The sequence below is a fragment of the uncultured Sphingomonas sp. genome (genome assembly GCF_936927845.1).
Taxonomy (GTDB): Bacteria; Pseudomonadota; Alphaproteobacteria; order Sphingomonadales; family Sphingomonadaceae; genus Sphingomonas.
On sequence record NZ_CAKZHV010000058.1, the window covers coordinates 85,077 to 110,273 of the forward strand.

Genomic DNA, 25,197 nt, shown 5'->3' on the forward strand with positions numbered 1-25,197 from the left:
GCCGCCCGACAAAAGCCAGACCCCGGATCAAGCTAGGGGTGACGAGAGGACTAGTGCGTTCGCAGCGCCTCGACGTGAACGACACGCTTCCCCCCGCCCGCCCGCTTCACTAAGCCTCCGCGCCATGACCGACACCGCTCGCCAGACCCACACCGGCCCTTCCGCCCCCGCCCCCAAGCAGTGGGTGATGGACATCGCGCCCTATATCCCCGGTCGCTCGACCACCGACGACGGGCGAAAGGTCGCGAAACTCTCGTCGAACGAGAATCCGCTCGGCACCTCGCCTGCCGCGCGCGCGGCCTACACCTCCGCCGCCGACACGCTCGAGCGCTATCCCGACGCGAGCGCCGCGCCGGTGCGCGAGGCGATCGCCGCGGCGTTCGACCTCGACCCTGCCCGCATCATCTACGGCAACGGCTCGGACGAGATCCTCCACCTCGCCGCCGGCGCGTTCGCGGGTCCGGGCGACGAGGTGATCTTCGTGCGCTACGGCTTCGCGGTGTACGAGATCGCGGCGCGACGCGTCGGCGCGACGCCGGTGATCGCGCCCGACCGCGACTACGCGACCGACGTCGACGCGGTGCTCGCCGCCGTCACCGATCGCACCCGCGTCGTCTACATCGCCAACCCCAACAACCCGACCGGCACCTTCGCGCCGAAGGACGAGATCGCGCGCCTCCACGCCGCCCTTCCGCCGCACGTGCTGCTGGTGCTCGATCAGGCCTATGCCGAATATCTCGACGCCGCCGACGACGACGGCGGGCTCGACCTCGCGCGCACCGCGTCCAACGTGCTCGTCACGCGCACCTTCTCCAAGATCCACGGTCTCGCCTCCGAACGGATCGGCTGGGGCTACGCGCACGCCGACATCATCCAGGCGCTGCACCGCATCCGCCTGCCGTTCAACGTGACGATCGGCGGGCAGCGCGCGGCGGTGGCAGCGATCGAGGACCGCGCATTCGTCGAATCAACGCGGGTACACAATGCCGAGTGGCGCGCGTGGTTCAACCAGGAGGTCGCCAGCCTCGGCAACGCGGGCCTGCGCGCGATCCCCAGCCAGGCGAACTTCGTGCTCGTCGTGTTCGAGGGCGAGCTGACCGCGGAAACCGCCTACAAGGGGCTGATGGACGCAGGCTTCATCGTCCGCTGGTTGCCCGGACAGGGCCTCGCGCAAGGATTGCGCATCACCATCGGCACCGAAGACGAAACGCGCGGCGTCGCCGCTGCCTTGCGCGCGCTGGTCGAGCAACACGCCTCCCCTGCGCACGCTACTCCCGCCGATCAGGGTATCGAGCGCGGCTGATGCTCCCCTTCGCACGCGTGACCGTCATCGGGCTGGGCCTGATCGGCTCTTCGATCGCGCGCGCGGTGCGGGAATATATGCCGAGCGTTCGCGTGACCGGGCATGACGCGAGCCCGGCGGTGCGCGAGTCGGTGCGTGCGCTGCGCCTCGCCGACGACGTGACCGATACCGCGGGCGCGGCGGTGACTGACGCCGATCTCGTCATCCTGTGCGTGCCGGTCGGGGCGATGGCGGCGGTCGCGGCGGAAATCGCCGACGAGCTGCCCGCTGACGCGATCGTCAGCGATGTCGGCAGTTGCAAGGCATCGGTCGCCGCCGCGCTCACCGCGCATCTGCCGCCGGCGCAGGTGATCCCCGCGCACCCGGTCGCGGGCACCGAGCAGAGCGGGCCGGACGCGGGCTTCGCGACGCTGTTCCGCGGCCGCTGGTGCATCGTAACGCCACTCGCCGACAGCGATCCGACCGGCGTCGAGCGCGTCGCCGAATTCTGGCGCCGGCTGGGCGCACAAGTCGAGCGGATGGCGCCTGGCCACCACGACCTCGTCCTCGCGGTCACCAGCCACCTGCCGCACCTTATCGCCTATACGATCGTCGGCACCGCCGACGACCTCGAACAGGTGACGCAGAGCGAGGTGATCAAATTCTCCGCCGGAGGCTTCCGCGATTTCACGCGGATCGCCGCGTCCGATCCCGTCATGTGGCGCGACGTGTTCCTGTCGAACAAGGACGCGGTGCTCGACATGCTACAACGCTTCTCCGAGGACCTGTCGCAATTGCAACGCGCGATCCGCTGGGGCGACGGCGACGCGCTCTATGATCGTTTCGCGCGCACCCGCGCGATCCGCCGCTCGATCGTCGACCAGGGCCAGGATGACGCCGCCGCCGATTTCGGCCGCAAACACGACTAGGGGCTGTCCTACACGCCATCACCGCGCCTATCGCGGCGGCGCTGTTTGACATCATGCTCCGGGCGCGCGCGATAAGTTCGACCTTAGCGACTTTCCGCGGTCAGTCGTTGAGCGCGTTGATCGCGGCGTGCACGCGCTCCTCGGCCTCGCGCCGCGGCAGCCCGGGCGGGATCGCCTCGCCGATCAGGACGCGGACCGGCCCCGAATGCGCGTGCCCCTTGCGCGGCCAGCGCTTCCCGCTGTCGAGCGCGATCGGCACCACCGGGTATCCGAGCGCGCGGTACAGCCCCGCGAATCCTGAACGGAGCGGCGGACGCTCGCCGTGCGGCATCCGGGTGCCTTCGGGGAACACGATCACCGACCGCCCCGCGGCCTTGAACACCGCCGCATCGGCCATCAACTGCCGCAGCGCCTTCGCGGACGCCTCACGGTCGACCGGCAGCGCTCCGTAGATGCGCGCCGCCCAGCCCCACAGCGGTATCTGCGCCAGCTCGCGCTTGATGACCACCGCGGGCCCCCCCAATCGATAGGGCAGTTCGAGCGTCTCGAACATCGCCTCGTGCTTGGCGGCGTAGAGCACCGGCCCCGACGGGATCGGCGCGCCTTCGATCCGGGTGCGCACCCCCATGATCCACCGCGCGATCAGCGTGTGATACCGTGCCCAACCGTGCGAGTAGGCGATCATCACGCGCTGCCCGAACAACGCCACGAACGGGATCACCAGCACCACGATCAGCGACCCGACCGCGAAGAACAAGCGGAACACCCAGGTCCGCACCACGTCACCCACGCCAGCTCTCCCACCACAACACCGCGCGGCGCAGCAGCAACTTGTGATATTCGTTCAACAATTGCGTCAGGCTCGGCTGGCTCGGCACACCGTCGATCACCACCGCAACCGCGGGGTCAAGCGACTGCGCCAGTTCCATGGCCGCGCGCCGCGCATGCCAGTTGGAGGTGACCAGCCGCACCGACCGGTAGCGATGCTGCTTCACCCAGCCCGCGATCTCCTCCGCGTTGGAACGCGTGTCGACCGCCTCCTCGCCCAGATCGACGCAGCACGCGAAGACGGCGGCGTAGCCGTAGGTTCGCACCAGATCGCGCTGCTGCACGCCCGGCGCCGTTCCCGTCACCAGCATTCGCCGCGCATGGCCCGCCTCCAGCAGTTCGAGTCCGCGATCGATCCGGCCTGCGGCGCCCGTCGGCACAACGATGCCGTCGGTCTGCGCGTCGCTCGCGGGTTGCGGCAGCGTCACCGCGAACAGCGCGAAGCCGAGCGCCCAGACGATCAGCGCGAGCCCCGCGAGCCGCCGGATCACAGCATCTGCCCCAGGCTGCGCACGACGGCACGGCGGGCGACGGTGGCGGCGAGCGCCACGAAGCCGAACGGTAGGACGATCAGCGCCGCCCAGCCGACCGTGCCGAGCGTCACCGCGCCCAGCAGTTCGGACCCGAGCGTGCTCGCCTGCATGCCCAGCAGCACGACCGCCACCAACCCGGCGACCCCACCCACCGCTGCCCCCAGCGCCGCGTCGAGCGACAAGCGTCGCTGGAACAGCCGCGCGACCTGCACGTCGGTCGCGCCCAGCATGTGCATGACCTCGATCGTGCCGCGGTGCGCCTCCAGTCCGGCGCGCGCCGCCAGCACGACGACGAACGCGGTCGCGCCCAGCATCATCGCCACTAGCAGCGTCGCCAGCGCACTCATCGTGCGAAGAAACGCGCGCACCGGCGCCAGCGCCTGGCTGTGCAGGTCGAGCCGCGCGCCGGGTACCGCCGCCAGTGCCTGGCGAACGCGCTGCGCCGCACCCGCGTCCGCCAGGGTCACGTCGACCAGCACCGGGATCGGTAGGTCGACGTCATCGGCGTCGCCACCCAGCCACGGGCTCAGCAATTGCGCGATCTCGGCCCGCGGCACGACGCGCACGCCGCTGACCCCCGCCACCCCGGCGAGCAGCGACGCCGCCTCGCCCGCCGTCGCCTCGCGCCGCCCCGGGTCTGCCGCGGCGATCTGCACGGTTGCGCGCCCGCCCAGTTGCACACCGATTTGGCCGGTCGCACGCGCGGTGCCGATCCCGGCGGCGGTCGCAAGCACGGTCAGGAACAGCATGAGCGCGATGACCCACACCATACCGCGCCCGGTCCGCGCGGTGTCGAGGACGCGTGTGCTCGCTGCGCTCACGCGTGCCGTCCCGGCGGATGGCGCAGCATTCCCGTCGGATCGAGCAGCCGCCCGCCGTCGATCCGCATCATCTGCGCCGATCGCACGCGCGAGATGAGCTGAAGATCGTGCGTCGCGATCACGAGCGTGGTGCCCAGACCGTTCAGCGACGCGAACAACTGCAACAGCCGATCGGCCATCGCCTCGTCGACGTTGCCGGTGGGCTCGTCCGCGATCAGGATTTCGGGCCGGCCGATCACCGCGCGCGCGATCGCGACGCGCTGCTGCTCGCCGCCCGACAGCGTCGGCGGGCGCGCTTCCGCACGGTTGGTCAGCCCGACCCAGGCGAGCATCTCCGACACCGCCTCGCCGACCTCGTCCTCCAGCACGCCCGCGATCCGCAACGGAAGCGCGATGTTATCCGCCGCCGACAGGTGCGGAACCAGCCGGAAATCCTGGAACACGACGCCGATGCGGCGGCGAAACCCCGGGATGCGCGCGCGCGGCAGCGTGACGACGTCGGTGCCGAACAGGTTGATCGCACCGCGCGTCGGCCGCTGCGCCAGGTACAGCATCTTGAGCAGCGAGGTCTTTCCCGCCCCGCTCGCACCCGTCACGAAATAGAATTCGCCCGCGGTCAGCGAGAAACTGAGGTCGGACAAAACCTCGTCCCCCTGCCCGTAGCGCAGCCCCACATTCTCGAACTGCACGATCGTGGCCACCGGCCGGCGATATCCCTTCTTGAGCACGCCCGCCATCGCACAGCGCGCGCCCCTTCATCAAGTCACAGGCGCGCCGCTCCGCTGTCCGGGAGTGGGATCGGCGAGGCCGTTTCGCAGGCGATACTTGCCAGCGTGCCACGTGAGGTGTTTACGTCGCTAACGATAACCGTAAGCGTGGCGTCATGATCCTCGAGTGTCCCGAATGCCGCACCCGCTACCTCGTGCCCGACTCCGCGGTCGGCGTGACCGGGCGCACGGTGCGCTGCGCGAATTGCCGGCATAGCTGGTTCCAGGAAGGCGCGGCGTTGCCGGCGGCGTCGGCGCTCGCCGATCTGCCGCCCGTCGCGGCCGCGCCGGTGGCAGCAGACTTCGCGCCGGCGGGCTATGCGCCCTCGCCGGTCACGGATCCGACGCCCGCCACCTCGCCTGGCGGGTTCGACGCCTTCGCGCACCAGCCGCCGTTCCGCCCGCGGCGCAACATGGCGCGGGTGCGCACCATCGCGTCAATCGCGGCGGGGCTGATCATGCTGGCGCTCGTCGGCGTGATCCTGTGGACCACCGCGCCCGGCCTCGCGCAGCAAGCGGGGTTCAATATCGGCCCGGCGCAGTCGCCGCTGCGCATCGTCGACAACCCGATCGAGCGGCGACAGATGACCAACGGGTCGGAACTGTTCGCGGTCAGCGGGCGGATCACCAACCCGTCGAGCGCGGCGCAGCGCGTACCCGACCTGCGCGCCGACCTGCGCGACGAGAAAGGCCGCGTCGTGTTCAGCTGGACGATCACCCCGCAGCAGCGCACGCTGCCGGCGAACGGCGCGATCGATTTCAACTCGGCGCAGGTCGACGTACCCGCTTCGTCGAAGCGGCTCGACCTCAGCTTCGTGGGCGAGGCGAGCTGACGCGAAAGGTGATCGTGCCCGCACAATCGCCGTTGCCACGCGCGAACGGCTTTGCTAGAGGCCCGCTCCTACCAGTCGCCGGGTCCGCCCGGTGAACATCGTGTGCGGTCGTGGCGGAACTGGTAGACGCGCAACGTTGAGGTCGTTGTGGCCGAAAGGCCGTGGAAGTTCGAGTCTTCTCGACCGCACCATTTCCCGCTCCGTGGAGAGCGGGATTGATAACCGCCCGGCAGCGTCGGGTGTGATTTCATCATCACCGCACTGCTCGTCGCTCCTCCTGGCGCGGTGTCGCGCCGGTGCGTGGGCCCGAACGAAGCCGGTGCGCGTTCGAACGTTATGGCATCGGCCGACTTTGTGACATCCTATATCAACGCGATCGGCACGGCTGTTCCGTCCCACGACATCCACGCGGCCTTTATCGGCTGGGCGCGCGAGCGTTTGCCGATCGCGCAGCGCAAGCTGTTCGACCGCATGGCCGCGCGTGCAGCGATCGGTCATCGCTGGTCGGTGCTGCCGAAAGACGCCGGCTCACCGGTCGGGGATACTGGTTTCTACGCCAACACGCCGCACCCCGGTACTGCCGCGCGAATGTCGCTCTACGCACAGGCCGCGCCCGAACTGGCGCTGACTGCGATCGAGCGGCTGCGCAATCAGGTCGCGATCGACGATGCGACTCACCTGGTGGTCGCCAGTTGCACCGGCTTCGTCGCGCCCGGCATCGACCAGATCATCGCGCGACGGCTCGGCCTCTCGCCCGCGATCGAGCGCACGCTGATCGGCTTCATGGGCTGCTACGCCGCAGTCGCGGCGCTGCGCACCGCGCGCCATCTCGTGCGATCGGAGCCCACCGCGCGCGTGCTGGTGGTCACGGTCGAGCTCTCCACGCTGCACCTGCAAGCCGTGGACGAAATCGAGCCATTGCTGGCGATGCTGCAATTCGGCGACGGTGCGGCCGCAGCGATGGTGTCTGCCGAGCGCCGCGGCCTCGCGATCGGTCAACCGTTCGCGACGACGCTCGCCGAGTCGGACCGATTGATCCGCTGGAACATCACCGACGCCGGCTTCGCGATGCATCTGTCGGGCGAGGTGCCCGGCCGGATCGCCGCTGCGCTCGCCGACCAGGTGCTGGTCGACGCGATCACCGCGGGACAGGACGCCACCGCCATCGATGCCTGGGCGGTGCACGCCGGCGGGCGCTCAATCCTCGACGCGGTCGAGCATGGGCTGTCGCTCGGCGCCGCCGCCCTCGACGATTCGCGCGCGGTGCTAGTGGACAACGGCAACATGTCATCGGCGACGCTGATGTTCGTGCTCGCGCGCGTACTGGCGCGGTCCGACGTGTGCCGCGGCGTTGCACTCGCCTTCGGTCCCGGTCTCGCCGCCGAGGGTTTCGCGTTCGGTCCGTCGGCATGACCGCGCTCGCCGAACGCGCCCAGGGCAAGGAGTTGATGGACGCCGACGATCTGCCGGCGGACACCTATGCCGCGGTGGTGCGCGACCTTGCCCGTGTCAACGCGGTGACGCTCGCCGCACGACCGACGCTCGCGTTTCTGCGCGCCCATACACGCCCTGGTGGTCTCTATCGCCTGCTCGATGTCGGGTTTGGCGACGGCGACATGCTGCGGCGGATCGCGCGTTGGGGTGCACGGCGCGACGTCGCCTTTGATCTCGTCGGTATTGATCTCAATCCACGCAGCGAACTGGCCGCGCGCGCCGACACCCCGGCCGCGCTCGCCATCGATTATCGCACCGGCGACTATGCCGACCTGGTGGACGAGCCATGGGACTTCATCGTCTCCAGCCTGGTCGCGCATCATATGACGACCGCGCAGCTCGTCGCGTTTCTGCGCTTCATGCATGACCATGCGCGCGTCGGGTGGCTCGTCAACGACCTCCATCGCCACCGCTTCGCGCATGCCGGTTGGCCGCTACTCGCGCGGCTGTTCCGCTGGCACCCGATCGTCCGGCACGACGGCCATCTCTCGATTGCGCGCAGCTATCGTCCAGCCGAGTGGCAGCCGCTGCTCGATCAGGCGGGTGTCGCCGGGCGCGTGTTCACCGCTTTTCCGTTCCGGCTGTGCGTCGCGCGGCCCTGATCGTCGGCGGCGGTCCCGCAGGCAGCGCCGCGGCGATCACGCTCGCGCGCGGCGGGCACGCGCCGCTGCTAGTAGAGCGCACGCGCGAAACCGCCGACGCGCTGTGTGGTGGTTTCATCAGTTGGCGCACGATTGATTCGTTGGAACGGCTCGGCATCGACCCCGACGCGCTCACCTCGACGCGGATCACCCGCGCGCGCATCTTTGCGGCAGGCCGCTGTGGCGAAGCGCGGCTGCCGCGACCCGCGCTCGCCGTGTCGCGGCGCCGGCTCGACACAATGCTGCTCGCTCATGCCGAGACGCTGGGCGTCGCGGTCGAGCGCGGCGTGACGGTGCGCACGGTCGCTGAGCACGCGGTCAGCACCGCCGACGGCGCGACGCTCGCCGCCGACGCCTTGTTCCTCGCCAGCGGCAAGCATGACATTCGCGGCGGCGCACGCCCCGCGGAGGCGCGGGGCAGCGATCCCACGCTCGGGCTGCGTGTGCGGCTGGCTCCCTCGCCCGCGTTGGCGCGACTGGTCGGCGACGCGATCGAGCTGCACCTGTTTGAACGCGGTTACTGTGGCGTCGTGTTGCAGGAAGATGGCAGCGCCAACGCCTGCATGGCGGTGCACCGCTCGCGCTTACGAGAAGTGGGCAGCCCAGAAGCGCTGCTACGCGACCTGATGCATGAGGCGCCGCGCCTGGGCGAACGGCTCGCCGGCGGATGGAGCGCGATCGATGCGATCGCCAACGTCCCTTACGGTTGGCGGACCGAACGCACGACGCTTGGTGTGTTTCGGCTCGGCGATCAGGCAGCGGTAATCCCGTCGCTCGCCGGCGAGGGCATGGGGATTGCGCTCGCCAGCGGCCGATCGGCGGCGCAAGCGATGGTCGCGCATGGCGCAGCGGGCGCGGCGGCGTGGCAGCAGCGGTTCGCGCGCGCGGTCGCCGCGCCGTTGCGCAACGCTGGCGCGGTCTGGGCGCTGTCGGACCGGTGTGCGTCGGCCGCATGGCTGCCGTTCGCCGCCCGTGTACCGGGCGCGCTGGCGATAGTGGCGGCCAGCACGCGGGTACCTGCGCTCGATTAGCTGCCGATCCGCACCGATCGGCCACGCCGGGCATGACTTGTTAAGCATCGCTCAAGCCTCTATCCGCCAGGCCCGACGCTATGGCCCGCGCCCGTCCCTCCTCATCCCGCAAGCGCTCCAAGACCCGCTCTCCGTGGCGGCGGCGCTGGTCGATCGCGTGGAAGTCGCTGGTCGTGCTCGCCTTGGTCGCGCTCGGCGCGCTCGTTACCGCCGTCTACGTCGCGCGCGCGCAATTGCCGAGTTTCGAGGATCTGAAATCGTCGCCCAACGGGCAGATGATCCGCGTTCACGCCGCCGACGGATCAGTGATCGTGTCGCTCGGGCCGAGCTACGGCGAATGGTTGCCAATCGATCGCATCCCCGCTGTCATGCAGCGCGCGATGATCTCGGTCGAGGACCGGCGCTTCTACAGTCACCTAGGGGTAGACCCGATCGGCGTCGCGCGCTCGGTCGACGTGCGCGTGCGGCGCGGACGTTGGACGCAGGGCGGCTCGACGATCACGCAACAGCTCGCGCGCAACATCTTTCTCACCTCCGCCAAGAAGTTCGGGCGCAAGTTCCGCGAGGCGATCCTCGCTTTCGCGATCGAGCGGAAATTCTCCAAGGACCAGATTCTCGAGCTCTACCTCAACAAGGTCTATTTCGGCGGCGGTGCCTACGGCATCGATGCGGCGTCCCGGCGCTTCTTCGGGCATGGCGCCAACCACCTGAGCCTGTCCGAGGCCGCGATCATCGCCGGACTGGTCAAGGCGCCGTCCAACTATTCGCCGACGGCCGATGCCGAGGCCGCGGTTGGCCGCGCGGGTGTAGTGATCGAGACGATGCGCGAAACGGGCGCGATCACCCCGGCGCAGGCGGCCGCCGCCGATCCGCAAGCAGTGAAGCTCGCCCCCGCGCCGCGCCAGAACAGCGTGCGCTATTTTACCGACTGGGCATTGCCGCAGCTCGAGTTGCTGATCGACGAAACCGTCAAGCCGCTGGAGGTGTGGACCACGCTCGACGTCGGCATGCAGCGCGACGCCGATGCCGCGGTCCAGCAGAACGTGCCCAAGGGCGCGCAAGGCGCGCTCGTCGCGCTCGACCGCGACGGGGCGGTGCGCGCGATGGTCGGCGGTACCGATTACGTCAGCTCGATCTACAATCGCGCGACGCAGGCGGTGCGCCAGCCCGGCTCGGCGTTCAAGCTGTTCGTGTATCTCGCCGCGATCGAAGCGGGGAAGACGCCCGACGACAAGGAAGTCGACGCGTCGGTCACGATCGACGGCTGGAGCCCGCGCAACGACTCGCGCCGCAACTCGGGCGAGGTCACGCTCAGGACCGCCTTCGCCTATTCGCTCAATACGGTGGCGGCGAAATTGGGGCAGGCGGTCGGATTTCAGACCGTCGCCGACATGGCGCGCCGGTTCGGCATCACCACGCGCGTCAACACGCATCCCTCCATGGTGCTCGGCACCTCCGAGGTCCGCCTGATCGACATGACGCGCGCCTTCGCCAGCGTCGCCAACAAGGGCGTGGCGGTCACCCCGTACGCCATCACCAAGGTGACGAGCGACGGCGAGACGATCTACACGCATGAGGTCGACCGCAACCACGTGCTGGTCGCCCCCGACGTCGCGGCGCGGATGACCGACCTGCTCCAGACCGCGGTCAACACCGGCACGGGACGCGCGGCGCAGATCGGGCGACCGGTCGCGGGCAAGACGGGCACCACGTCGTCGGGCAAGGACGGCTGGTTCCTTGGCTTCTCCTCGGGGCTGACGACGGGTGTGTGGATGGGACGCGATGACGCGCGGCCGGTCGCCGGGCTTCACGGCGGTACCGCCCCCGCCAAGGCGTTCGCCGCCTTCATGAGCCGTGCGGTCGCGAAGCGCCCGATCGAGGAGTTCGACACCAAGGTGACGTTACCTGACTGGCAACTCGAACCCGATGAAGAGGCCTATTACGGCTCGCCCGACAACGGATCGTTCGTCGATGGCGACGGCAGTCCGCTACCCGGCGGCGGCGACGAGGTGATCGACACGCGCCGCGTGCCTGATTCGGAAGTACCCGCGGCGGAGGGCGACGAGCAGCGACTCGATCAGGACTGGATCGATCGCGTAACCAATCGTCGCCGCGATCCCGTTCCGCGTGATCAAGGCCGGCCGGTGCCCGCACAGCTTCCGTCCACCGCACCCCGCAGTGACGCACCGCCACCGCGCCAGTTCCGCAGCGACGATCAACCGGTCGAGCGCCGTTACCCGGCGCGCGGACCCGATCCGTCGCGCGACGAACGTCCATACCAGTGAAGAGACGCGCCGTGCTGGCGTAACCATTGCCGCTCGGGCGTCGGATCGCGCCCGAACAATGTCTCCACCAGCGCGTGAAACGCGGCGCTGTGATTCATGTGGACACGGTGCGCGACCTCGTGCGCGGCGGTCGCGCGGCGCACGGCTCGCGGTGCGAGCGCGAGCCGCCAATTGTACCGGATCGCGCCGTGCGACGCACAACTGCCCCAGCGACCACGCGGGTCGCCGACGCTGACCTGCGTCACCGCAACCTCGGCCAGCGTGGCATAATGATGCGTGTCTGCGGTCAGTAGCGCGAGCGCCTGCTGCTTGACCCACGCCGCGACGCGCGCTTCGACACGCTCGCCCGGTCCGCCCACGATCAACCGGTCACCGTACCGCTCGACCCGGCGAGGAGCGTCCGCGCGCCACTCGATCACCAGGGTCGCACCATTGAGCGGCAGCGTGGCGCCGGGCACGAAGGGGCGCGGTTGCGGCAGCGCGTCGCGTTGTTCGGCGATCCACGCGCTATGCGCGCGCGCCCATGCCATCAGGGGGGCAAGCGCCGCGCGCTTGGGAATCGTCAACCGCGCGCGTCCGGTCGTGGGATCGAACGACAGCTTCGCGCGGCGCGCGCGGGCGTGCCGCACGACATCGATCGCCTCGTTCATCCCGCGTGCGTCATGCGAAACGCTTCACAGCCGGCGATCGACCATGTGGTTCTCCAGATCGCCGGCGTCATCCTCGCTGACGGTCCAGCCGCGCACTGATTCACCCGCGCGGTGCACCGCCTCCCGGTCGCCGCTGACGAGGTAGTGCCATTTTGGCAGCGGCTCGTCGTTCGCGCGCAGACGGTAGGCGCAGGTCGAGGGCAGCCAGTCGATCTGGTCGACGTTGCCGTTGGTCAGCCGGACGCATTCGCTGACATAGGCACGGCGGTTGCGGTAGTTGGAGCATTGCCCGCTACGCCGATCGAGCAGACGGCACGCGACGTTGGTGGCGTACAGCTCGCCCGTCTCGTCATCCTCCAATTTGTGCAGGCAGCATTTGCCGCAGCCGTCGCACAATGCCTCCCATTGCCCTCGGTCGAGCTTGGAGAGCGGCGTGTCTTCCCAGAAGCGCATGCTCATTTCGCCCACTTCCTGATCTCGTCCGCGATCGCCTGCGGCGGCGTCTCGGGCAGCAACGCCAGCGGTTTGCCCGCCGGGTCCATCAGGTAGATCTGGCGGCTGTGCTCCATCAGATAGCCGTCCTGGTTCCCCTTACCGCGCGCGAAGAAGATGCCGTATTCCTTGGCGACGCGCGCGATCTCCGCAGGGCTTCCGGTCAGCCCGACCAGCCGTGGATGGAAGGCGGAGACGAATTGCTTGAGCACCCCGGGCGTGTCACGCGCGGGGTCGACGCTGACGAAGACCGGCACGATGCGCTGCGCAAGCGCGGGGTCCGTCTTTTCCAGCACGCGCATCGCCGCGCCGATGTTCTGCACGTCGGTGGGGCAGACATCGGGACAGAAGGTGTAACCGAAATACATGATCCGATAGCGGCCTGCGAAGTCGCGATCACTCAAGGTGCGGCCGTTCTGGTCGACCAGGGTGAACGGCCCGCCGATCCGCGCGCCGGCGAGCGGCGGCGCGGCCGCCCGCTGATCGGGCGCGGACGAGCAGGACGAGAGCGCCGCCGCGAGCAGCGCGGCCGGGGCGAGCATCAGTCGGGGCATGTACATGGTGCGTCCAGCATTGATCGGTTATACGATGGGGAGCAAGGGCATGTTCGCCAAGGCGTTCGTCGCCATGCACGCACCACGACTACCCTCAAGGAGCCGCATGTTCCGTTTCGCCCCCATCGCCGCCGCCGCGATCCTTGTCGCCGCTCCGGCCACCGCGCAGCAGCAGTCGGCGAGCTACAAGTTCCTTCAGGCCGTGCGCAATGGCGACGGCAACACGGTGACGCAGCTGGTCGAGCAACCCGGGCAGCGGATCGTCAACACGCGCGACGTGACCTCAGGGGAAACCGCGCTCCATATCGTCGTAAAGCGCGGTGACGCGACTTATCTGCGCTACCTGCTGGCGAAGGGCGCCGATCCGAACATTCGCGACAATGCCGGCAACACGCCGATGATGCTGGCAGTTCAGGAAGGCGAACCGGCGCTGATCGACGTACTGGCGCTGGTGAAGGCCAATCCGAACCTCGGCAATTCGGGTGGCGAGACGCCGCTGATCCGCGCGGTGCAGCGTCGCGACCTGGCGCTCGTACGTTCGCTGCTCGCCGCCGGGGCTAACCCCGATCAGACCGACAATGTCGCCGGCATGTCGGCGCGCGATTATGCCAAGGCCGATCCGCGTGCTGCGCCGATCCTGAAGGTTCTGTCGGACACGCCCGCGCCCAAGCCGCGCGTGGTGTCGGGCCCGACCCTACGCTAGCTCAGCCGCCGAGCTGCATCGCCTCGGGATCGCCGTGCGCGATCAGCCGGCGCGCCGCGCGCCTGGCAAAGGCGAGGGTGCAGCGTTTGCGCACGTGCGCGGGTAACGGATCGGTTCGCGCTTCGCGCACGATCTCGGCATCGTACCGATCGGCGATGATCACCCCGGTCCGCTCGGGCAGGAAGGCGGGCCCGTCGATCGGCGAGGCGTCGAACCCCGCCGGCACCGCCCAGTAGAAGCGGTCGCAATGCGGCAGATAGTCCTGCCATTTGGCGTCGCCGAGCAAATCGGCGCGCGACACCTTGATCTCGACGATGACGAGCTGCCCGCGCGCATCCACCGCCATCAGATCGGCGCGGCGTCCCCCTTCCAACGGTACTTCGTGGATGGTGACCAAGTCGTGGCGCAGGAACATGCGCGTCACCCCGCGCGCGACATCGGCGGCGCACAAGGTGTCGGTGGCGGCGTCCTGGCAGGTGGCGGGCGGCTGCAACATGACCGAATGCTTAGAACATTCGGTGAACGCAGGCTAGTCGCCCGCGCGCAGATCAACGGTAGAAGGTGTGATTGCCGATCGCGGCGACGCGGACGAGACCGCGGTTGGGCGAACGCCCGGCGTTGAAGTAAAGCGCCTTGGCGGCGTCGCTGTCCCACGCGTCCTTCATCGCCACCCGCGCGACGGCGACCGCGGTGCGCCAGCGCGCATTTTCGGCCACGTCGGGGATGCGTCCGCCACGAACGAACGAGAACTGACCCGGCTGGGTGACCACGCCGCACGCGCTCTTGGCGAAACGGCCCGAGTTGGCGCGGTTCAGGATCACTTCGGCAACCGCGAGCTGGCCGCTCAGCGGTTCGCCCCGCGCTTCGAAATAGATCGCGCCGGCAAGGCAGCGGAGCTGCTCGTCATCGGCTTCGTCGTCCTGCGCGGCGACGGCCGCGGCGAGCGTCGGATAGGCAACGGTGTCGTCCTCGTCAGCTTCCGGCGCGAACGCGGGATCCTGCGCCACCGCGGGCTGGGTGGGAAGCTGTTGAACGAAATAGGAAACTGCGGGAACCGAAACGGGGGTGACCGGTTTGGAAGTCTGATCCTTCGCGACGAGAGCCGGAGCCTCCGCAGCGAAACTGGCGGTGCTGTGGAACGCGAGACCGGCCAGGGAGATCAGGGTCGCTGCAACCGTTGCAGCGCGCTTCCGAAACAACATTCATCGTCTACATCATGCGGTGGGTACACGAACGATGCGTGCGAACGCCGAGCGAACACACCACCGCCGGGATCCCCCCGACTGCGTAACCGTCCGGCATCGCACACCGGCGCAGCACAACGCGTTTAGTTGATGTCCCGCTCTTTCCCCGCGAACGTCAGCGGGTCAACAAACCAGGATCGTTTCAGCGGCGAACCGTTCGGCTTGCGCGATCATCAGTTCAATCACCCATAGATCGGGGTCGGATGTGCGGCGTTTCTTCCAATAATCGTCCATCGCCGCGCCGTCCGCCTCTGCCGGTCCAGCCGGCACCAGGGACTCGCGATGGTCGAGGTCGCGAAATCGCTCCAGACCGCGGACGACGCGTCCTTCGTCGATCAGCAGCAGGATCGCACCCGTCTGCGCCTCGCCCCGCGCGCGCACCACCGCGAACCCGCCTGCATCGTTGACCCGGCGGACCAGTGCGCCAACCGCGAGATGAGTGGGCAGCCGATCGGTCACGCGGCGATCCCGTAACCCGGCAGCCCGGCGAGCGCGATGCGCGAGCGCATGAACGTGCCGGTGCCACGCGCCACCTCCTCGCCATCGGCGGCGATCAGCCGTGCCTCTGCGATGAAGACGCGCCGCTGTCCGCTGATCCAGCGTCCCTCGGCCACGACCGGCCCCTCACCCAGCGGACGGGTGAGGTTGAGGCTGAACTGTGTGGTGAGCAGGAAACGATCGGTGACCAGACTGTTGGCGGCGTAGAAGGCCGCATCGTCGAGCATCTTGAAATAAGCCGTGCCGTGCGCCGCACCCGCGGCATGAAAGTGGCGGCGATCAACGGCGAAATGGATGCGCGACACGCCCGCCTCGGGCACTTCGAGCCGCGACTCGAACATGTGGTTGACCGGCGCTGCCGCGTAGAGCGATTCAAGCGCGCGGAAATGCGCCGCCGCGCCTTCAGGCAGCGTCACGCGTCTCGTCCGAGGTCAGCAGCGCCCAGATCGCGTCGCGCGACCCTGCCCCGCGCAGCTTCGCAATCAGCCCACGGTCGCGCAGCAGCCGCGCAACCCGCGCCAGCGCTTTCAGATGATCGGCGCCCGCGTTGGGCGGGGAGAAGAGGACCAGCATCAGATCGACCGGCACGTCGTCGACCGCGCTGAAATCAACCGGCTGCGCGAGCCTGATCGCGCCCGCGACGATGCGGTCGAGGCCGGCCAGCCGCGCGTGCGGGATCGCCACGCCGCCGCCGAACGCGGTCGAGCCGAGCTTCTCGCGCGCGGCAAGCGCGTCCGCCACCATGCGCGCCTCGATCCCCAGTGCCGGCGCGGCGAGCACGCCGATCTGGGTGAAGGCGGCCTTGCGAGTGACGGCGGACACATCCACCGCCACCAGCTCGGGCAGCAACAAGTCGCTGAGATCCATGGGATGAAGGTCGGATCAGCCGCCGCGCTGCGGCTCGACCCAGCCGATCGTGCCGTCGCCGCGGCGATAGACCATGTTATAGGCACCGGTGCCGGCGTTCTTGAACAGCAGCGCCTGCGTGTTGCGCAGGTCGAGCATCATCACCGCGTCCGACACGCTCGCGTCGGGCACGTCGACGCGCGTCTCGGCGATGATCAGCGGCGCTTCCTCGACCTCGTCTTCGCTGATCGTCTCGGCGAACAGCGTGTATCCGGCATTGTCGTAGCCCGAACGGTCCTGCTCGGCCTCGGCACCGACATGCGCGGCGTGGCGATCCTTCAGGCGGCGCATGTAGCGGCGCAGCTGCTTCTCGATCTTCTCGGCCGCGCCGTCGAAGGCATTGTGCGCGTCATGCGCCTCGTGCGCGCCCTTCAGCACCAGCCCGCGCATCACGTGCGACACGATGTCGCAGCGGAAACCGACGTCGTGCGGGCCCTTGCCGAAGGTCACTTCGGCCGAAATGGCGCGCGCGAAATATTTGTCGGCGATACCCTGGAGGCGGTCCTCGACATGGCTCTTCAGCGCGTCGCCGATCGAAACCTGGTGACCATTGGTCCGGATATCCATTGTCTTCTCCTGCTCGACACGGGGCCAGGACGACCCCGCCATCCGCGCCAACCGGGCGCGACGGCCCCCTTCACGAAGAGCCTTCGGCCGCTCCCCACAAAGGCTCCTTTATACCATTCACAAACGTTGCATGCGCCGCCAGTTCCGCCGCGCTCGCACGAAAGACGCGTGGCTGGCGTGCCTTGCGCGGTGCCGCTGCTGCCGTTGGCACGGTGTAGACCACCACCTCACTGACGAGTCCGAGCCCGATCTGCCGCCCGCCAAGCAGCTCGACATAGACCTGCGCGAGCAATTGCGCGTCGAGCAATGCGCCGTGAAGGACGCGGTGCGAGCGGTCGACACCGTAGCGGCTGCACAATGCGTCCAGCGTGTGCTTGGCGCCGGGATGTCGGCTGCGCGCGATCTGCAGCGTGTCGACCATGCGCGTGCGGCAGATCGGGTTTCGCCCGCAGCGCTCCAGCTCGCCGTTCAGAAACGAGAAGTCGAACCCTGCATTGTGCGCGATCAGCGGGCTGTCGCCGATGAAGTCGAGCAGCGCGTCGACACCGGCGGTAAACACCGGAAACTTGGACAGGAAATCGATCCGCAGCCCGTGCACGCGCGCCGCCTCTTCGGGCATGTCGCGCTCGGGATGGTAGTAAGCGTGGAACGTCTGCCCAGTTTCGACCCGGTTGAACAATTCGACGCAGCCGATCTCGACCAGGCGATCGCCGCCGGCGAAGCTCAGGCCCGTTGTTTCGGTATCGAAGACGATCTCGCGCATGGGGGAACGGTTATCGTGCTTCGGGCGCGCGGAGGCAAGCGACGACGCGGCGGACCTGGCCACGCGTTTCCTTCAGCGCGGTGTCGGTCGCGATCACGAAGTCGGCGCGGGCACGTTTCTCCGCATCGGGCATCTGGCGGGCGAGGATGGCGTCGAACTTCGCCTCGGTCATGCCCGGCCGCTGAAGCGTGCGGGCGCGCTGCACCTGCGCGTCGGCCGACACGACGACCACCTTGTCGACCTTCTGATCGCCTCCGGTTTCGAACAGCAGCGGCACGTCGAACACGACCAGGTCGGCCCCAGCATAAGCCGCGAGGAACGCCGCACGCTCGACACCGACCGCGGGATGGACGATCGCCTCCAGCGCCTTCATCGCTTCATCGTCGCCTAGCACCGCCGCGGCGAGCCTCGCGCGGTCGACGCCCCCTGCGCCCGTCGTACCGGGAAAGCGCGCCTCGATCGCCGCGACCACCTTGCCGCCTGGGCCCTGCAACCGGTGCACCTCGGCGTCGGCGTCGAAGACGGGCACGCCTTCGTCGCGGAACATCTGCGCGACCGTCGACTTGCCCATGCCGATCGAGCCGGTCAGCCCGACGATCACGGGCGCGCTCACGCGAGCAACCGTTCGCGCAGGTCCTCGTCATGCTCGCGCGGGGCAGGTTGGCCGAAGAACAGCTCGAACGCGAGCGCGGCCTGTCCCACCAGCATGTCGAGCCCGTCGACCGTGTCGAGCCCGCGTTCGTGCGCCTGGGTCAACAGTTCGGTTTCGAGCGGCGAGTAGACGATGTCGTAGACGATTGCATCGGCAGGCAGTGCCAGCAGGTTGAGGTCGAGTGGCGGCTGGCCTGCCATGCCGAGCGTGGACGTGTTGACGAGCAGGGCGGCGGGCGGAAGCTTGGCGGTCAGCGGCAATGCCTGACCCTTCAACCCGAAGGACGACAGCAGCGCCGCCCCCTTGAGCGGCGTACGGTTGAGCAGGGTGACCTCGCCGACGCCGACCTTCGAGAGTGCGAACAAGATCGCGCGCGCTGCGCCCCCTGCCCCGACGACGACCACCGGCTTGTCCGCGAGATCGAGCTCGGCGATCGGTGACAGGAAGCCGGCGGCGTCGGTGTTGGTCGCGGCGAGCCCGTCGGGGGTGCGGAACACGGTATTGGCGGCGCCGATCGAGCCGCGCACGTCGCCCGGATCGGGCACAAAATCGAGCGCGGCGACCTTGTGGGGGACCGTCACGTTGCAACCGCGCCACTCAGGATCATCGGCGCGGTCCTCGAAGTACGCCGCGAGATCGTCCGGCGCGACGCGGGTGGCGCGATAGTCGGCGTCGATCCCGAGCCGATCGAGCCAGAAACGGTGGATCAGCGGCGACTTGGAATGGGCGATCGGGTCGCCGATCACTTCTGCATAGGGGCGGGTCATCGCGGCATCATGCGCCAAAGACCACGCGAAGGTTAGTCCAACGCGTTACTTTTCGCGGGCCGACGGCGTGGAAGGACGTGCGAGGGTCATGCCAAGATGAGTGTCGATGATCGCAGCCTTGAACTTGCTTCGAGCTCCTTCTCCCGTGCACCAGCCGGTGAGAAGAAGCGGGTTTCCGGATGGAGCTTGGGATGACGGTGTGACGCGATCAGGCGGGCAGCACGCCGCGGTCGCGCAGGTAGCCCAGAACGGGAAGCAGCGGCATGCCGAGCACGGTGAACTGGCTCCCCTCGATGCGGCTGAACAGTTGCGCGCCCGGTCCCTCGATCCGGTAGCAGCCGACGCAGCCCGCGATCGCCGGCCATTCGGCATCGAGATAGACGTCGACGAACGCGTCGGACAGCGGCCGCACGAACATGCGCGCCGCCTCGACGTGGCGCCACACGGGTCGGCCGCTCTCCGCGATCACCGCCGCGCTGACGAGATCGTGACGCTTGCCCGACATGCGCAGCAGGTGGTCGCGCGCGTCGTCGCGATCACGCGGCTTGTCGAGGATCGTGCCGTCGTCGAGCACCGCCAGCGAGTCCGAGCCGAGCACGAGCTGGCCCAGATGACGCGCGGATACTTTCAATGCCTTCAACTCGGCGAGCGCGTCGGCGACGTCGCGCGGCGGTCGCCCCGTCATCGCCGCTTTCAGGGCAGCCTCATCGGCGTGCGCGGGTTCGGCGATGAAGGGGACACCCGCCGCCGACAGCATGGCGGTGCGCGAGGCCGATTGCGAGGCAAGGATAATGGTCAAGGGAACATGCTCATGATGATGACAAGGTCGCGCCTGCGGTCAGTCGCGCGGGCCGACGGCACCGCCGCGACGCTCGTTGCACAGGGAAATGATCGCCGCGGCGGTTTCTTCAATCGAACGACGCGTCACATCGATCACCGGCCAGCCGTTGTCGGCGAACATCCGGCGCGCAAACGCGATCTCGCGCGCGACCGCGTCGCTGTTGACGTAATCGGTCTCGGGCGTCTGATTGAGCGACAGCAGGCGGTTGCGGCGGATCGCGATCAGCCGGTCGGCACTGGTGGTGAGCCCGACGACGAGCGGATTCTTGAGCTGGTAGAGGAGCGGCGGCGGCGGGCTTTCCACCACCACGGGGATGTTCGCGGTCTTGTAGCCGCGGTTGGCGAGATAGATCGAGGTCGGCGTCTTCGACGAGCGGCTGACACCCGCGAGCACGATGTCGGCCTCCTCCCATTCCTCCCACGCGATGCCGTCGTCGTGCGCGATGGTGAACTGGATCGCGTCAACGCGCGCGAAATACGCGGCGTCGAGCACGTGCTGGCGGCCGGGACGTGCCTTAGCCTGTTGCCCGAGCAAACCCGACAGCGCGTCGTTCACCGGGTCGAGCGGGGCGACCATCGGCAGGCCGAGCGCGCGGCAGCGGCTTTCCAGCGCGCGGCGCGTTTGCGGATTGACCAGCGTGAAGATGACTAGGCCGGGGTTCTGCGCGATCTCCTGCAGGATGCGGTCGAGATGCGCTTCGGTGCGGACCATCGGCCAGAAATGCCGCACCGTCTCGACATCGTCGTACTGCGCCAGCGCCGCCTTGGCGATGTTCTCCAGCGTCTCGCCGGTTGAATCCGACAGCAGGTGCAGGTGAAGCCGGACCATGCGGGCGTTTCAGGATCGATCTGTGGACAACATGGGGACGAGGGCTAGCGTAACTCGGCCGACCCGCCAAGCCGGCTGCGGGGCGTGGATAACGCGACACTTGTCCACAATCCCGCCAACGCCCGCCCGATTTATCCACAGGGTGTGAGTCGTGGTGGCGATTGAATCGAATCCCGGCGGAATCGCAGGGTCGCACGAGTCAATCTGTTGGCATTAAGTGTGCGAACGCATAATCCCCGGCGCCCACACGCCAACAACATCAACAACCTCATTTTAGACTCTTCTATTGAAGAAGGAGTGCCCGATTGTCCGGCTCCAAGCCCCTGCTCGCGGTTCTGAAAGGCGAGATGCGCACGCGTCCGCCGGTTTGGCTGATGCGTCAGGCCGGGCGTTACCTGCCCGAGTATCGCGCGCTTCGGGCCGAGAAGGGCGGGTTCCTGGCACTCGCAACCGATCCGCAAGCCGCGGCCGAAGTGACGGTGCAGCCGATCCGGCGTTTCGGGTTCGACGGCGCGATCCTGTTCTCCGACATCCTGATGGTGCCGTGGGCGCTGGGGCAAGACCTGACCTTCGGGGTCGGGGAAGGACCGCGGCTCGCGCCGGCGCTGGTCGAGGCCGAGCTCGACGCGCTGGTGCCCGACCTCACCCGGCTCGATCCGGTCTACGCGACGGTCGAGCGCGTGGCGGCGATGCTGCCAGCGGAGACGACGTTCCTGGGGTTCGCCGGATCGCCGTGGACGGTCGCGACGTACATGGTGGCGGGCGCAGGGTCGAAGGACCAAGGGGCGACGCGGATGCTGGCGTATCGCGACCCGGCGCGGTTCGGTGCGATCATCGAGCGCGTCGTCGCGCTGACGGTGGAATATCTGTCGCGCCAGATCGCGGCGGGTGTGGAGGCGGTGCAGCTGTTCGACAGCTGGGCGGGGTCGCTCAGCCCGGCGCAGTTCGAGCGCTGGGTGATCGCACCCAATCGCGCGATCGTCGATGCGTTGCGGGCGCGGCATCCGGGCGTTCCGATCATCGGCTTCCCCAAGGGCGCGGGCGCGAAGCTTCCCGATTATGCCGCCGGGGTCGCGCCCGACGCGATCGGGCTGGACGAGACGGTCGACCCGGCGTGGGCGAACCGCGTGCTGCCCGCGGGGATGCCAGTGCAGGGCAATCTCGATCCGCTGCTGCTCGAAGCCGGCGGGCCTGCGCTGGTGGACGGCGTGCACGCGATCCTTTCGTCGCTCGCCGGGCGGCCGCACGTGTTCAATCTGGGGCATGGCATCGGGCAGCACACGCCGATCGCCAATGTCGAACGGCTGCTCGCCGTGGTAAGGGGTTAAGCCATGGAACCGGGTTTTCTGGGCGCGACCTATCTGTGGGTCAAAGCGGCACATCTGATCTTCGTGATCTTCTGGATGGCGGGGCTGTTCATGCTGCCGCGCTACTTGGTGTACCATCAGGAGGAGCTGGCGGACGCGACCGAGGCGGCGCGCTGGACCGAGCGCGAGAACAAGCTTCGCAGCATCATCCTAACGCCCGCGATGGTGTTGGTGTGGGTGCTGGGCATCCTGCTGGCGATCAACGCCGGGCTGCTCGCGGGGATGCCGGGGCTCGGCTGGCTCCATGCCAAGCTGCTGATCGTGGTGCTGTTGTCGGGCTATCACGGCTGGGCGGTCGGATATGCCAAGAAGCTGGCGCGCGGCCGTGCGGGCGTGTCGAACAAGGCGCTCAGGATGATGAACGAGATACCCGCGCTCGCCGTCACGCTGATCGTCATCCTGGTGATCGTGAAGCCGTTCTGATCCGACGCCGGTCCGGTCGCACAGATGCGCGGGCGAGCCTCGCGCGCTTGACTTGGCTATGCGCCAATCCTAGGTCGCAGGCACGGTAGAGGCGCGTCCGCGCCCCGCCGCCTCCTTCCAGCGTTTCCGCCAGCGACTTCTCCTTTTCGCCGGAACCGGCTTTTCCCTGTTTACCCGATCACATCGGACCGACGACCATGCACCTGAAAGATTTGAAGAAGAAGGCTCCTGCCGAGCTGGTCCAACTGGCCGAAGAGCTGGGCGTTGAGGGCGCCTCGACCTTGCGCAAGCAGGACCTGATGTTCGCGATCCTGAAGGTTCAGGCGGAAAATGGCGAGCAGATCATGGGCGAGGGCACGATCGAGGTGCTCGCCGACGGGTTCGGTTTCCTGCGCTCGGCACAGGCGAATTACCTTGCTGGCCCCGATGACATCTACGTCAGCCCGAACCAGGTCCGTAAGCACGGGCTGCGCACCGGCGACACGGTCGAAGGCGAGATCCGCGGGCCGAAGGACGGCGAGCGCTACTTCGCGCTGGTGAAGATCACGCAGGTCAATTTCGAGGACCCTGAGCGCGTGCGCCAGCGGGTGAACTTCGACAATCTCACCCCGCTCTATCCCGAAGAGCGATTGAAGCTCGAGATCGAGGACCCGACGATCAAGGACAAGTCGGGCCGCGTGCTCGACGTGGTGGCGCCGCTCGGCAAGGGGCAGCGCTGCCTGATCGTCGCGCCGCCGCGCGTCGGCAAGACGATCATGATGCAGAACATCGCACGCGCGATCTCGGTCAACCACCCCGAGGTGTTCCTGCTCGTGCTGCTGATCGACGAGCGGCCCGAGGAAGTCACCGACATGCAGCGCACGGTGAACGGCGAGGTCGTGTCGTCGACCTTCGACGAGCCGGCGACGCGCCACGTCCAGGTCGCCGAGATGGTGATCGAGAAGGCGAAGCGCCTGGTCGAGCACAAGAAGGATGTCGTCATCCTGCTCGACAACATCACGCGCCTGGGCCGCGCCTACAACACGGTGGTGCCGAGCTCGGGCAAGGTGCTGACGGGCGGTGTCGACGCCAACGCGCTGCAGCGGCCCAAGCGCTTCTTCGGCGCGGCGCGCAACATCGAGGAAGGCGGCAGCCTCACCATCATCTCGACCTCGCTGATCGACACCGGCAGCCGGATGGACGAGGTGATCTTCGAGGAGTTCAAGGGCACCGGCAACGCCGAGATCGTGCTCGACCGCAAGGTGGCGGACAAGCGCATCTTCCCCGCGATCGACGTCGGCAAATCGGGCACGCGCAAGGAAGAGCTGCTGGTCGACAAGGGGCAGCTCAGCAAGATGTGGGTGCTGCGCCGCATCCTGATGCAGATGGGCACCGTTGACGCGATGGAGTTCCTGCTCGGCAAGATGAAGGATTCGAAGACCAACGCCGATTTCTTCGACAGCATGAATCAGTAACCGAGTGCGGCCCGCGCCATGCTGGCGCAGGACTCGCACCGGTTCGGCCGGCGGGTGCGGCGTAGATCGCACCCGACCGACGACGCGGGCCTCGCCCGCGGCGCACTCTCTTTCCCCCCTCCCCATTGTGTCGAACCATGTCCGGCGGATCACGCCGGCCGGCTGGTGCGTCTGACCCGCTTGGCGCGCGCGGCGGTTGCGCTATGACGCGGCCATGAACCGGGAGCTCGAAGCGTGATCCTCGCCACCATCCTCTCCGCCGCGGCCGTCGCCGGGCCGGGATCGCTGTCCGACATCTGGCAACATGTCGTCGCCGATTTCTCTAACCTGACTGAGCCTGCCGCGCTTGCGGCGTTCGGGCAGGTGCTGTTGATCGATCTGGTGCTGGCGGGCGACAATGCGATCGTGGTCGGCGCGCTGGCGGCGGGGCTGCCCGCGGCCGACCGGCGCAAGGTGATCGGGATCGGCATCGGTGCCGCGCTGGTGCTGCGTATCTTCTTTGCGCTGATCGTCACCTGGCTGATGGGGATCGTCGGGCTGATCTTCGCGGGTGGGCTGTTGCTGCTGTGGGTCAGCTGGAAGTTCTGGCGCGAGATCCGAGAGGGCGGCGCACACGAGGCCGACGAGCAGGCCGGTATCAAACCTGCCAAGAGCTTCGCCGCGGCGGCTTGGGCCGTCGCCGTTGCCGACGTGTCGATGAGCCTCGACAACGTGCTGGCGGTCGCAGGCGCGGCGCGCGAGCATCCGGGCATTCTCGTCATCGGGCTTCTGCTGTCGGTCGCGCTGATGGGACTGGCGGCGAACTTCATCGCGCGGATCATCAATCGCTACCGCTGGATCGCGTACATCGGCCTCGCCGTCATCGTCTTCGTCGCCGGCAAGATGATCTACGAGGGCTGGGCCGGGACCGCGGAGACGGCGGGGATCATCTCGCTGTTCTAAGGCGTCGAGTGGATCGCCCGGGGTTCACGAGGCGTTCAATGCGACCGTGCCATTTCCTAGCATCCAGCAACCATTGGAGCGATCCAACGTGAAAGCCTTTCT

At 68.2% G+C, this 25,197-nt stretch carries 30 protein-coding genes and 1 tRNA gene; 13 read left to right on the forward strand and 18 right to left on the reverse strand.

The genetic code is table 11. The annotated features are described in order from the left end of the window. Positions 1-124 precede the first annotated feature (124 nt). Together hisC and Q0579_RS09405 are read left to right on the forward strand one after the other, a co-directional pair. Entirely contained in the window at positions 125-1,303 is a 1,179-nt protein-coding gene (gene hisC, locus Q0579_RS09400; RefSeq protein ID WP_298811644.1) for a histidinol-phosphate transaminase, read from the forward strand. Continuing rightward, on the forward strand, positions 1,303-2,211 hold the full coding sequence (locus Q0579_RS09405) for a prephenate/arogenate dehydrogenase family protein (RefSeq protein WP_298811645.1): 909 nt from the start codon (positions 1,303-1,305) through the stop codon (positions 2,209-2,211). Before hisC ends, Q0579_RS09405 begins: the two co-directional genes overlap by 1 nt. Before the next feature lie 100 nt (positions 2,212-2,311). Here Q0579_RS09405 and Q0579_RS09410 read toward each other — a convergent pair whose 3' ends face one another. The 4 genes from Q0579_RS09410 to ftsE are packed head-to-tail and all read right to left on the reverse strand — an operon-like array spanning position 2,312 to position 5,094. Next, positions 2,312-3,001 (reverse strand): lysophospholipid acyltransferase family protein, encoded by a 690-nt coding sequence (locus Q0579_RS09410; RefSeq protein ID WP_298811646.1) that lies wholly within the window; start codon positions 2,999-3,001, stop codon positions 2,312-2,314. Continuing rightward, entirely contained in the window at positions 2,994-3,530 is a 537-nt protein-coding gene (locus Q0579_RS09415; protein ID WP_298811647.1) for a YdcF family protein, read from the reverse strand. Before Q0579_RS09415 ends, Q0579_RS09410 begins: the two co-directional genes overlap by 8 nt. After that, on the reverse strand, positions 3,527-4,393 hold the full coding sequence (locus Q0579_RS09420) for a permease (RefSeq protein ID WP_298811649.1): 867 nt from the start codon (positions 4,391-4,393) through the stop codon (positions 3,527-3,529). Before Q0579_RS09420 ends, Q0579_RS09415 begins: the two co-directional genes overlap by 4 nt. Beyond that, complete coding sequence (gene ftsE, locus Q0579_RS09425) at positions 4,390-5,094, reverse strand: cell division ATP-binding protein FtsE (RefSeq protein WP_298811895.1); 705 nt, start codon at positions 5,092-5,094, stop codon at positions 4,390-4,392. The genes Q0579_RS09420 and ftsE overlap by 4 nt, the downstream gene beginning before the upstream one ends. Positions 5,095-5,276: 182 nt before the next feature. Here ftsE and Q0579_RS09430 point away from each other — a divergent pair, with 182 nt between their 5' ends. The 6 genes from Q0579_RS09430 to Q0579_RS09455 all read left to right on the forward strand — a co-directional run bounded on the left by Q0579_RS09430 (position 5,277) and on the right by Q0579_RS09455 (position 11,444). After that, positions 5,277-5,993 (forward strand): zinc-ribbon domain-containing protein, encoded by a 717-nt coding sequence (locus tag Q0579_RS09430; protein WP_298811650.1) that lies wholly within the window; start codon positions 5,277-5,279, stop codon positions 5,991-5,993. A gap of 104 nt (positions 5,994-6,097) precedes the next feature. Beyond that, positions 6,098-6,184 (forward strand) — tRNA-Leu (locus tag Q0579_RS09435). Between the two features lie 145 nt (positions 6,185-6,329). Then, on the forward strand, positions 6,330-7,406 hold the full coding sequence (locus Q0579_RS09440; RefSeq protein WP_298811651.1) for a type III polyketide synthase: 1,077 nt from the start codon (positions 6,330-6,332) through the stop codon (positions 7,404-7,406). After that, a complete protein-coding gene (locus Q0579_RS09445; protein WP_298811653.1) occupies positions 7,403-8,089 on the forward strand; it encodes a methyltransferase domain-containing protein in 687 nt (228 codons plus the stop codon). Before Q0579_RS09440 ends, Q0579_RS09445 begins: the two co-directional genes overlap by 4 nt. After that, on the forward strand, positions 8,071-9,159 hold the full coding sequence (locus Q0579_RS09450) for an FAD-dependent monooxygenase (protein ID WP_298811654.1): 1,089 nt from the start codon (positions 8,071-8,073) through the stop codon (positions 9,157-9,159). The genes Q0579_RS09445 and Q0579_RS09450 overlap by 19 nt, the downstream gene beginning before the upstream one ends. An 80-nt stretch (positions 9,160-9,239) precedes the next feature. Then, a complete protein-coding gene (locus Q0579_RS09455; RefSeq protein WP_298811655.1) occupies positions 9,240-11,444 on the forward strand; it encodes a PBP1A family penicillin-binding protein in 2,205 nt (734 codons plus the stop codon). Here the strand turns inward: Q0579_RS09455 and Q0579_RS09460 are convergent. Genes Q0579_RS09460 through Q0579_RS09470 form a run of 3 tightly spaced genes read right to left on the reverse strand, consistent with a single transcriptional unit; the run spans position 11,393 to position 13,146 of the window. Next, complete coding sequence (locus tag Q0579_RS09460; RefSeq protein ID WP_298811656.1) at positions 11,393-12,094, reverse strand: SprT family zinc-dependent metalloprotease; 702 nt, start codon at positions 12,092-12,094, stop codon at positions 11,393-11,395. The genes Q0579_RS09455 and Q0579_RS09460 overlap by 52 nt on opposite strands. Before the next feature lie 24 nt (positions 12,095-12,118). Further along, positions 12,119-12,553: a YcgN family cysteine cluster protein gene (locus Q0579_RS09465; RefSeq protein ID WP_298811658.1), complete on the reverse strand. Its 435-nt coding sequence runs from the start codon at positions 12,551-12,553 to the stop codon at positions 12,119-12,121. Then, complete coding sequence (locus Q0579_RS09470) at positions 12,550-13,146, reverse strand: SCO family protein (protein WP_298811659.1); 597 nt, start codon at positions 13,144-13,146, stop codon at positions 12,550-12,552. The genes Q0579_RS09465 and Q0579_RS09470 overlap by 4 nt, the downstream gene beginning before the upstream one ends. A 100-nt stretch (positions 13,147-13,246) precedes the next feature. On the opposite strand from Q0579_RS09470, the gene Q0579_RS09475 reads away from it, so the two are divergent. After that, positions 13,247-13,843 (forward strand): ankyrin repeat domain-containing protein, encoded by a 597-nt coding sequence (locus Q0579_RS09475; protein ID WP_298811660.1) that lies wholly within the window; start codon positions 13,247-13,249, stop codon positions 13,841-13,843. Between the two features lies 1 nt (position 13,844). On the opposite strand, the gene Q0579_RS09480 is transcribed toward Q0579_RS09475, so the two are convergent. The 11 genes from Q0579_RS09480 to Q0579_RS09530 form a co-directional block, all read right to left on the reverse strand. Continuing rightward, complete coding sequence (locus tag Q0579_RS09480) at positions 13,845-14,339, reverse strand: MmcB family DNA repair protein (RefSeq protein WP_298811661.1); 495 nt, start codon at positions 14,337-14,339, stop codon at positions 13,845-13,847. A gap of 52 nt (positions 14,340-14,391) precedes the next feature. After that, positions 14,392-15,045 carry a cell wall hydrolase gene (locus Q0579_RS09485; protein ID WP_298811662.1) on the reverse strand — a complete coding sequence of 218 codons (654 nt, stop codon included), beginning with the start codon at positions 15,043-15,045 and terminating at the stop codon, positions 14,392-14,394. 165 nt (positions 15,046-15,210) lie between these two features. Continuing rightward, complete coding sequence (locus Q0579_RS09490) at positions 15,211-15,546, reverse strand: DUF1491 family protein (RefSeq protein WP_298811663.1); 336 nt, start codon at positions 15,544-15,546, stop codon at positions 15,211-15,213. Beyond that, positions 15,543-16,001, reverse strand: coding sequence for a PaaI family thioesterase (locus Q0579_RS09495; protein ID WP_298811665.1), 459 nt, complete (start codon positions 15,999-16,001; stop codon positions 15,543-15,545). The genes Q0579_RS09490 and Q0579_RS09495 overlap by 4 nt, the downstream gene beginning before the upstream one ends. After that, on the reverse strand, positions 15,988-16,452 hold the full coding sequence (locus tag Q0579_RS09500; protein WP_298811667.1) for a PTS sugar transporter subunit IIA: 465 nt from the start codon (positions 16,450-16,452) through the stop codon (positions 15,988-15,990). The genes Q0579_RS09495 and Q0579_RS09500 overlap by 14 nt, the downstream gene beginning before the upstream one ends. 15 nt (positions 16,453-16,467) lie before the next feature. Further along, on the reverse strand, positions 16,468-17,058 hold the full coding sequence (raiA, locus tag Q0579_RS09505; RefSeq protein WP_298811669.1) for a ribosome-associated translation inhibitor RaiA: 591 nt from the start codon (positions 17,056-17,058) through the stop codon (positions 16,468-16,470). Between the two features lie 70 nt (positions 17,059-17,128). Beyond that, on the reverse strand, positions 17,129-17,821 hold the full coding sequence (gene dnaQ, locus Q0579_RS09510; protein WP_298811671.1) for a DNA polymerase III subunit epsilon: 693 nt from the start codon (positions 17,819-17,821) through the stop codon (positions 17,129-17,131). A gap of 10 nt (positions 17,822-17,831) precedes the next feature. Continuing rightward, positions 17,832-18,434, reverse strand: coding sequence for a dephospho-CoA kinase (gene coaE / locus Q0579_RS09515; protein WP_298811673.1), 603 nt, complete (start codon positions 18,432-18,434; stop codon positions 17,832-17,834). Continuing rightward, complete coding sequence (locus tag Q0579_RS09520; RefSeq protein ID WP_298811675.1) at positions 18,431-19,240, reverse strand: shikimate dehydrogenase; 810 nt, start codon at positions 19,238-19,240, stop codon at positions 18,431-18,433. The genes coaE and Q0579_RS09520 overlap by 4 nt, the downstream gene beginning before the upstream one ends. Positions 19,241-19,448: 208 nt before the next feature. Next, positions 19,449-20,039: a nucleoside triphosphate pyrophosphatase gene (locus tag Q0579_RS09525; protein WP_298811676.1), complete on the reverse strand. Its 591-nt coding sequence runs from the start codon at positions 20,037-20,039 to the stop codon at positions 19,449-19,451. A gap of 39 nt (positions 20,040-20,078) precedes the next feature. Next, the gene (locus Q0579_RS09530) at positions 20,079-20,909 is read right to left on the reverse strand and encodes a pyruvate, water dikinase regulatory protein (RefSeq protein WP_298811678.1); all 831 of its coding nucleotides are present in this window, start codon (positions 20,907-20,909) and stop codon (positions 20,079-20,081) included. Positions 20,910-21,214: 305 nt separating this feature from the next. Here Q0579_RS09530 and hemE point away from each other — a divergent pair, with 305 nt between their 5' ends. The 4 genes from hemE to Q0579_RS09550 all read left to right on the forward strand — a co-directional run bounded on the left by hemE (position 21,215) and on the right by Q0579_RS09550 (position 25,095). Continuing rightward, on the forward strand, positions 21,215-22,237 hold the full coding sequence (hemE, locus tag Q0579_RS09535; protein WP_298811680.1) for a uroporphyrinogen decarboxylase: 1,023 nt from the start codon (positions 21,215-21,217) through the stop codon (positions 22,235-22,237). Positions 22,238-22,240: 3 nt separating this feature from the next. Next, the gene (locus tag Q0579_RS09540; RefSeq protein ID WP_298811682.1) at positions 22,241-22,699 is read left to right on the forward strand and encodes a CopD family protein; all 459 of its coding nucleotides are present in this window, start codon (positions 22,241-22,243) and stop codon (positions 22,697-22,699) included. 197 nt (positions 22,700-22,896) lie between these two features. Beyond that, complete coding sequence (gene rho / locus Q0579_RS09545; RefSeq protein WP_298811684.1) at positions 22,897-24,153, forward strand: transcription termination factor Rho; 1,257 nt, start codon at positions 22,897-22,899, stop codon at positions 24,151-24,153. A 234-nt stretch (positions 24,154-24,387) separates the two neighbouring features. Beyond that, the gene (locus Q0579_RS09550) at positions 24,388-25,095 is read left to right on the forward strand and encodes a YjbE family putative metal transport protein (RefSeq protein ID WP_298811685.1); all 708 of its coding nucleotides are present in this window, start codon (positions 24,388-24,390) and stop codon (positions 25,093-25,095) included. Positions 25,096-25,197: the final 102 nt, after the last annotated feature.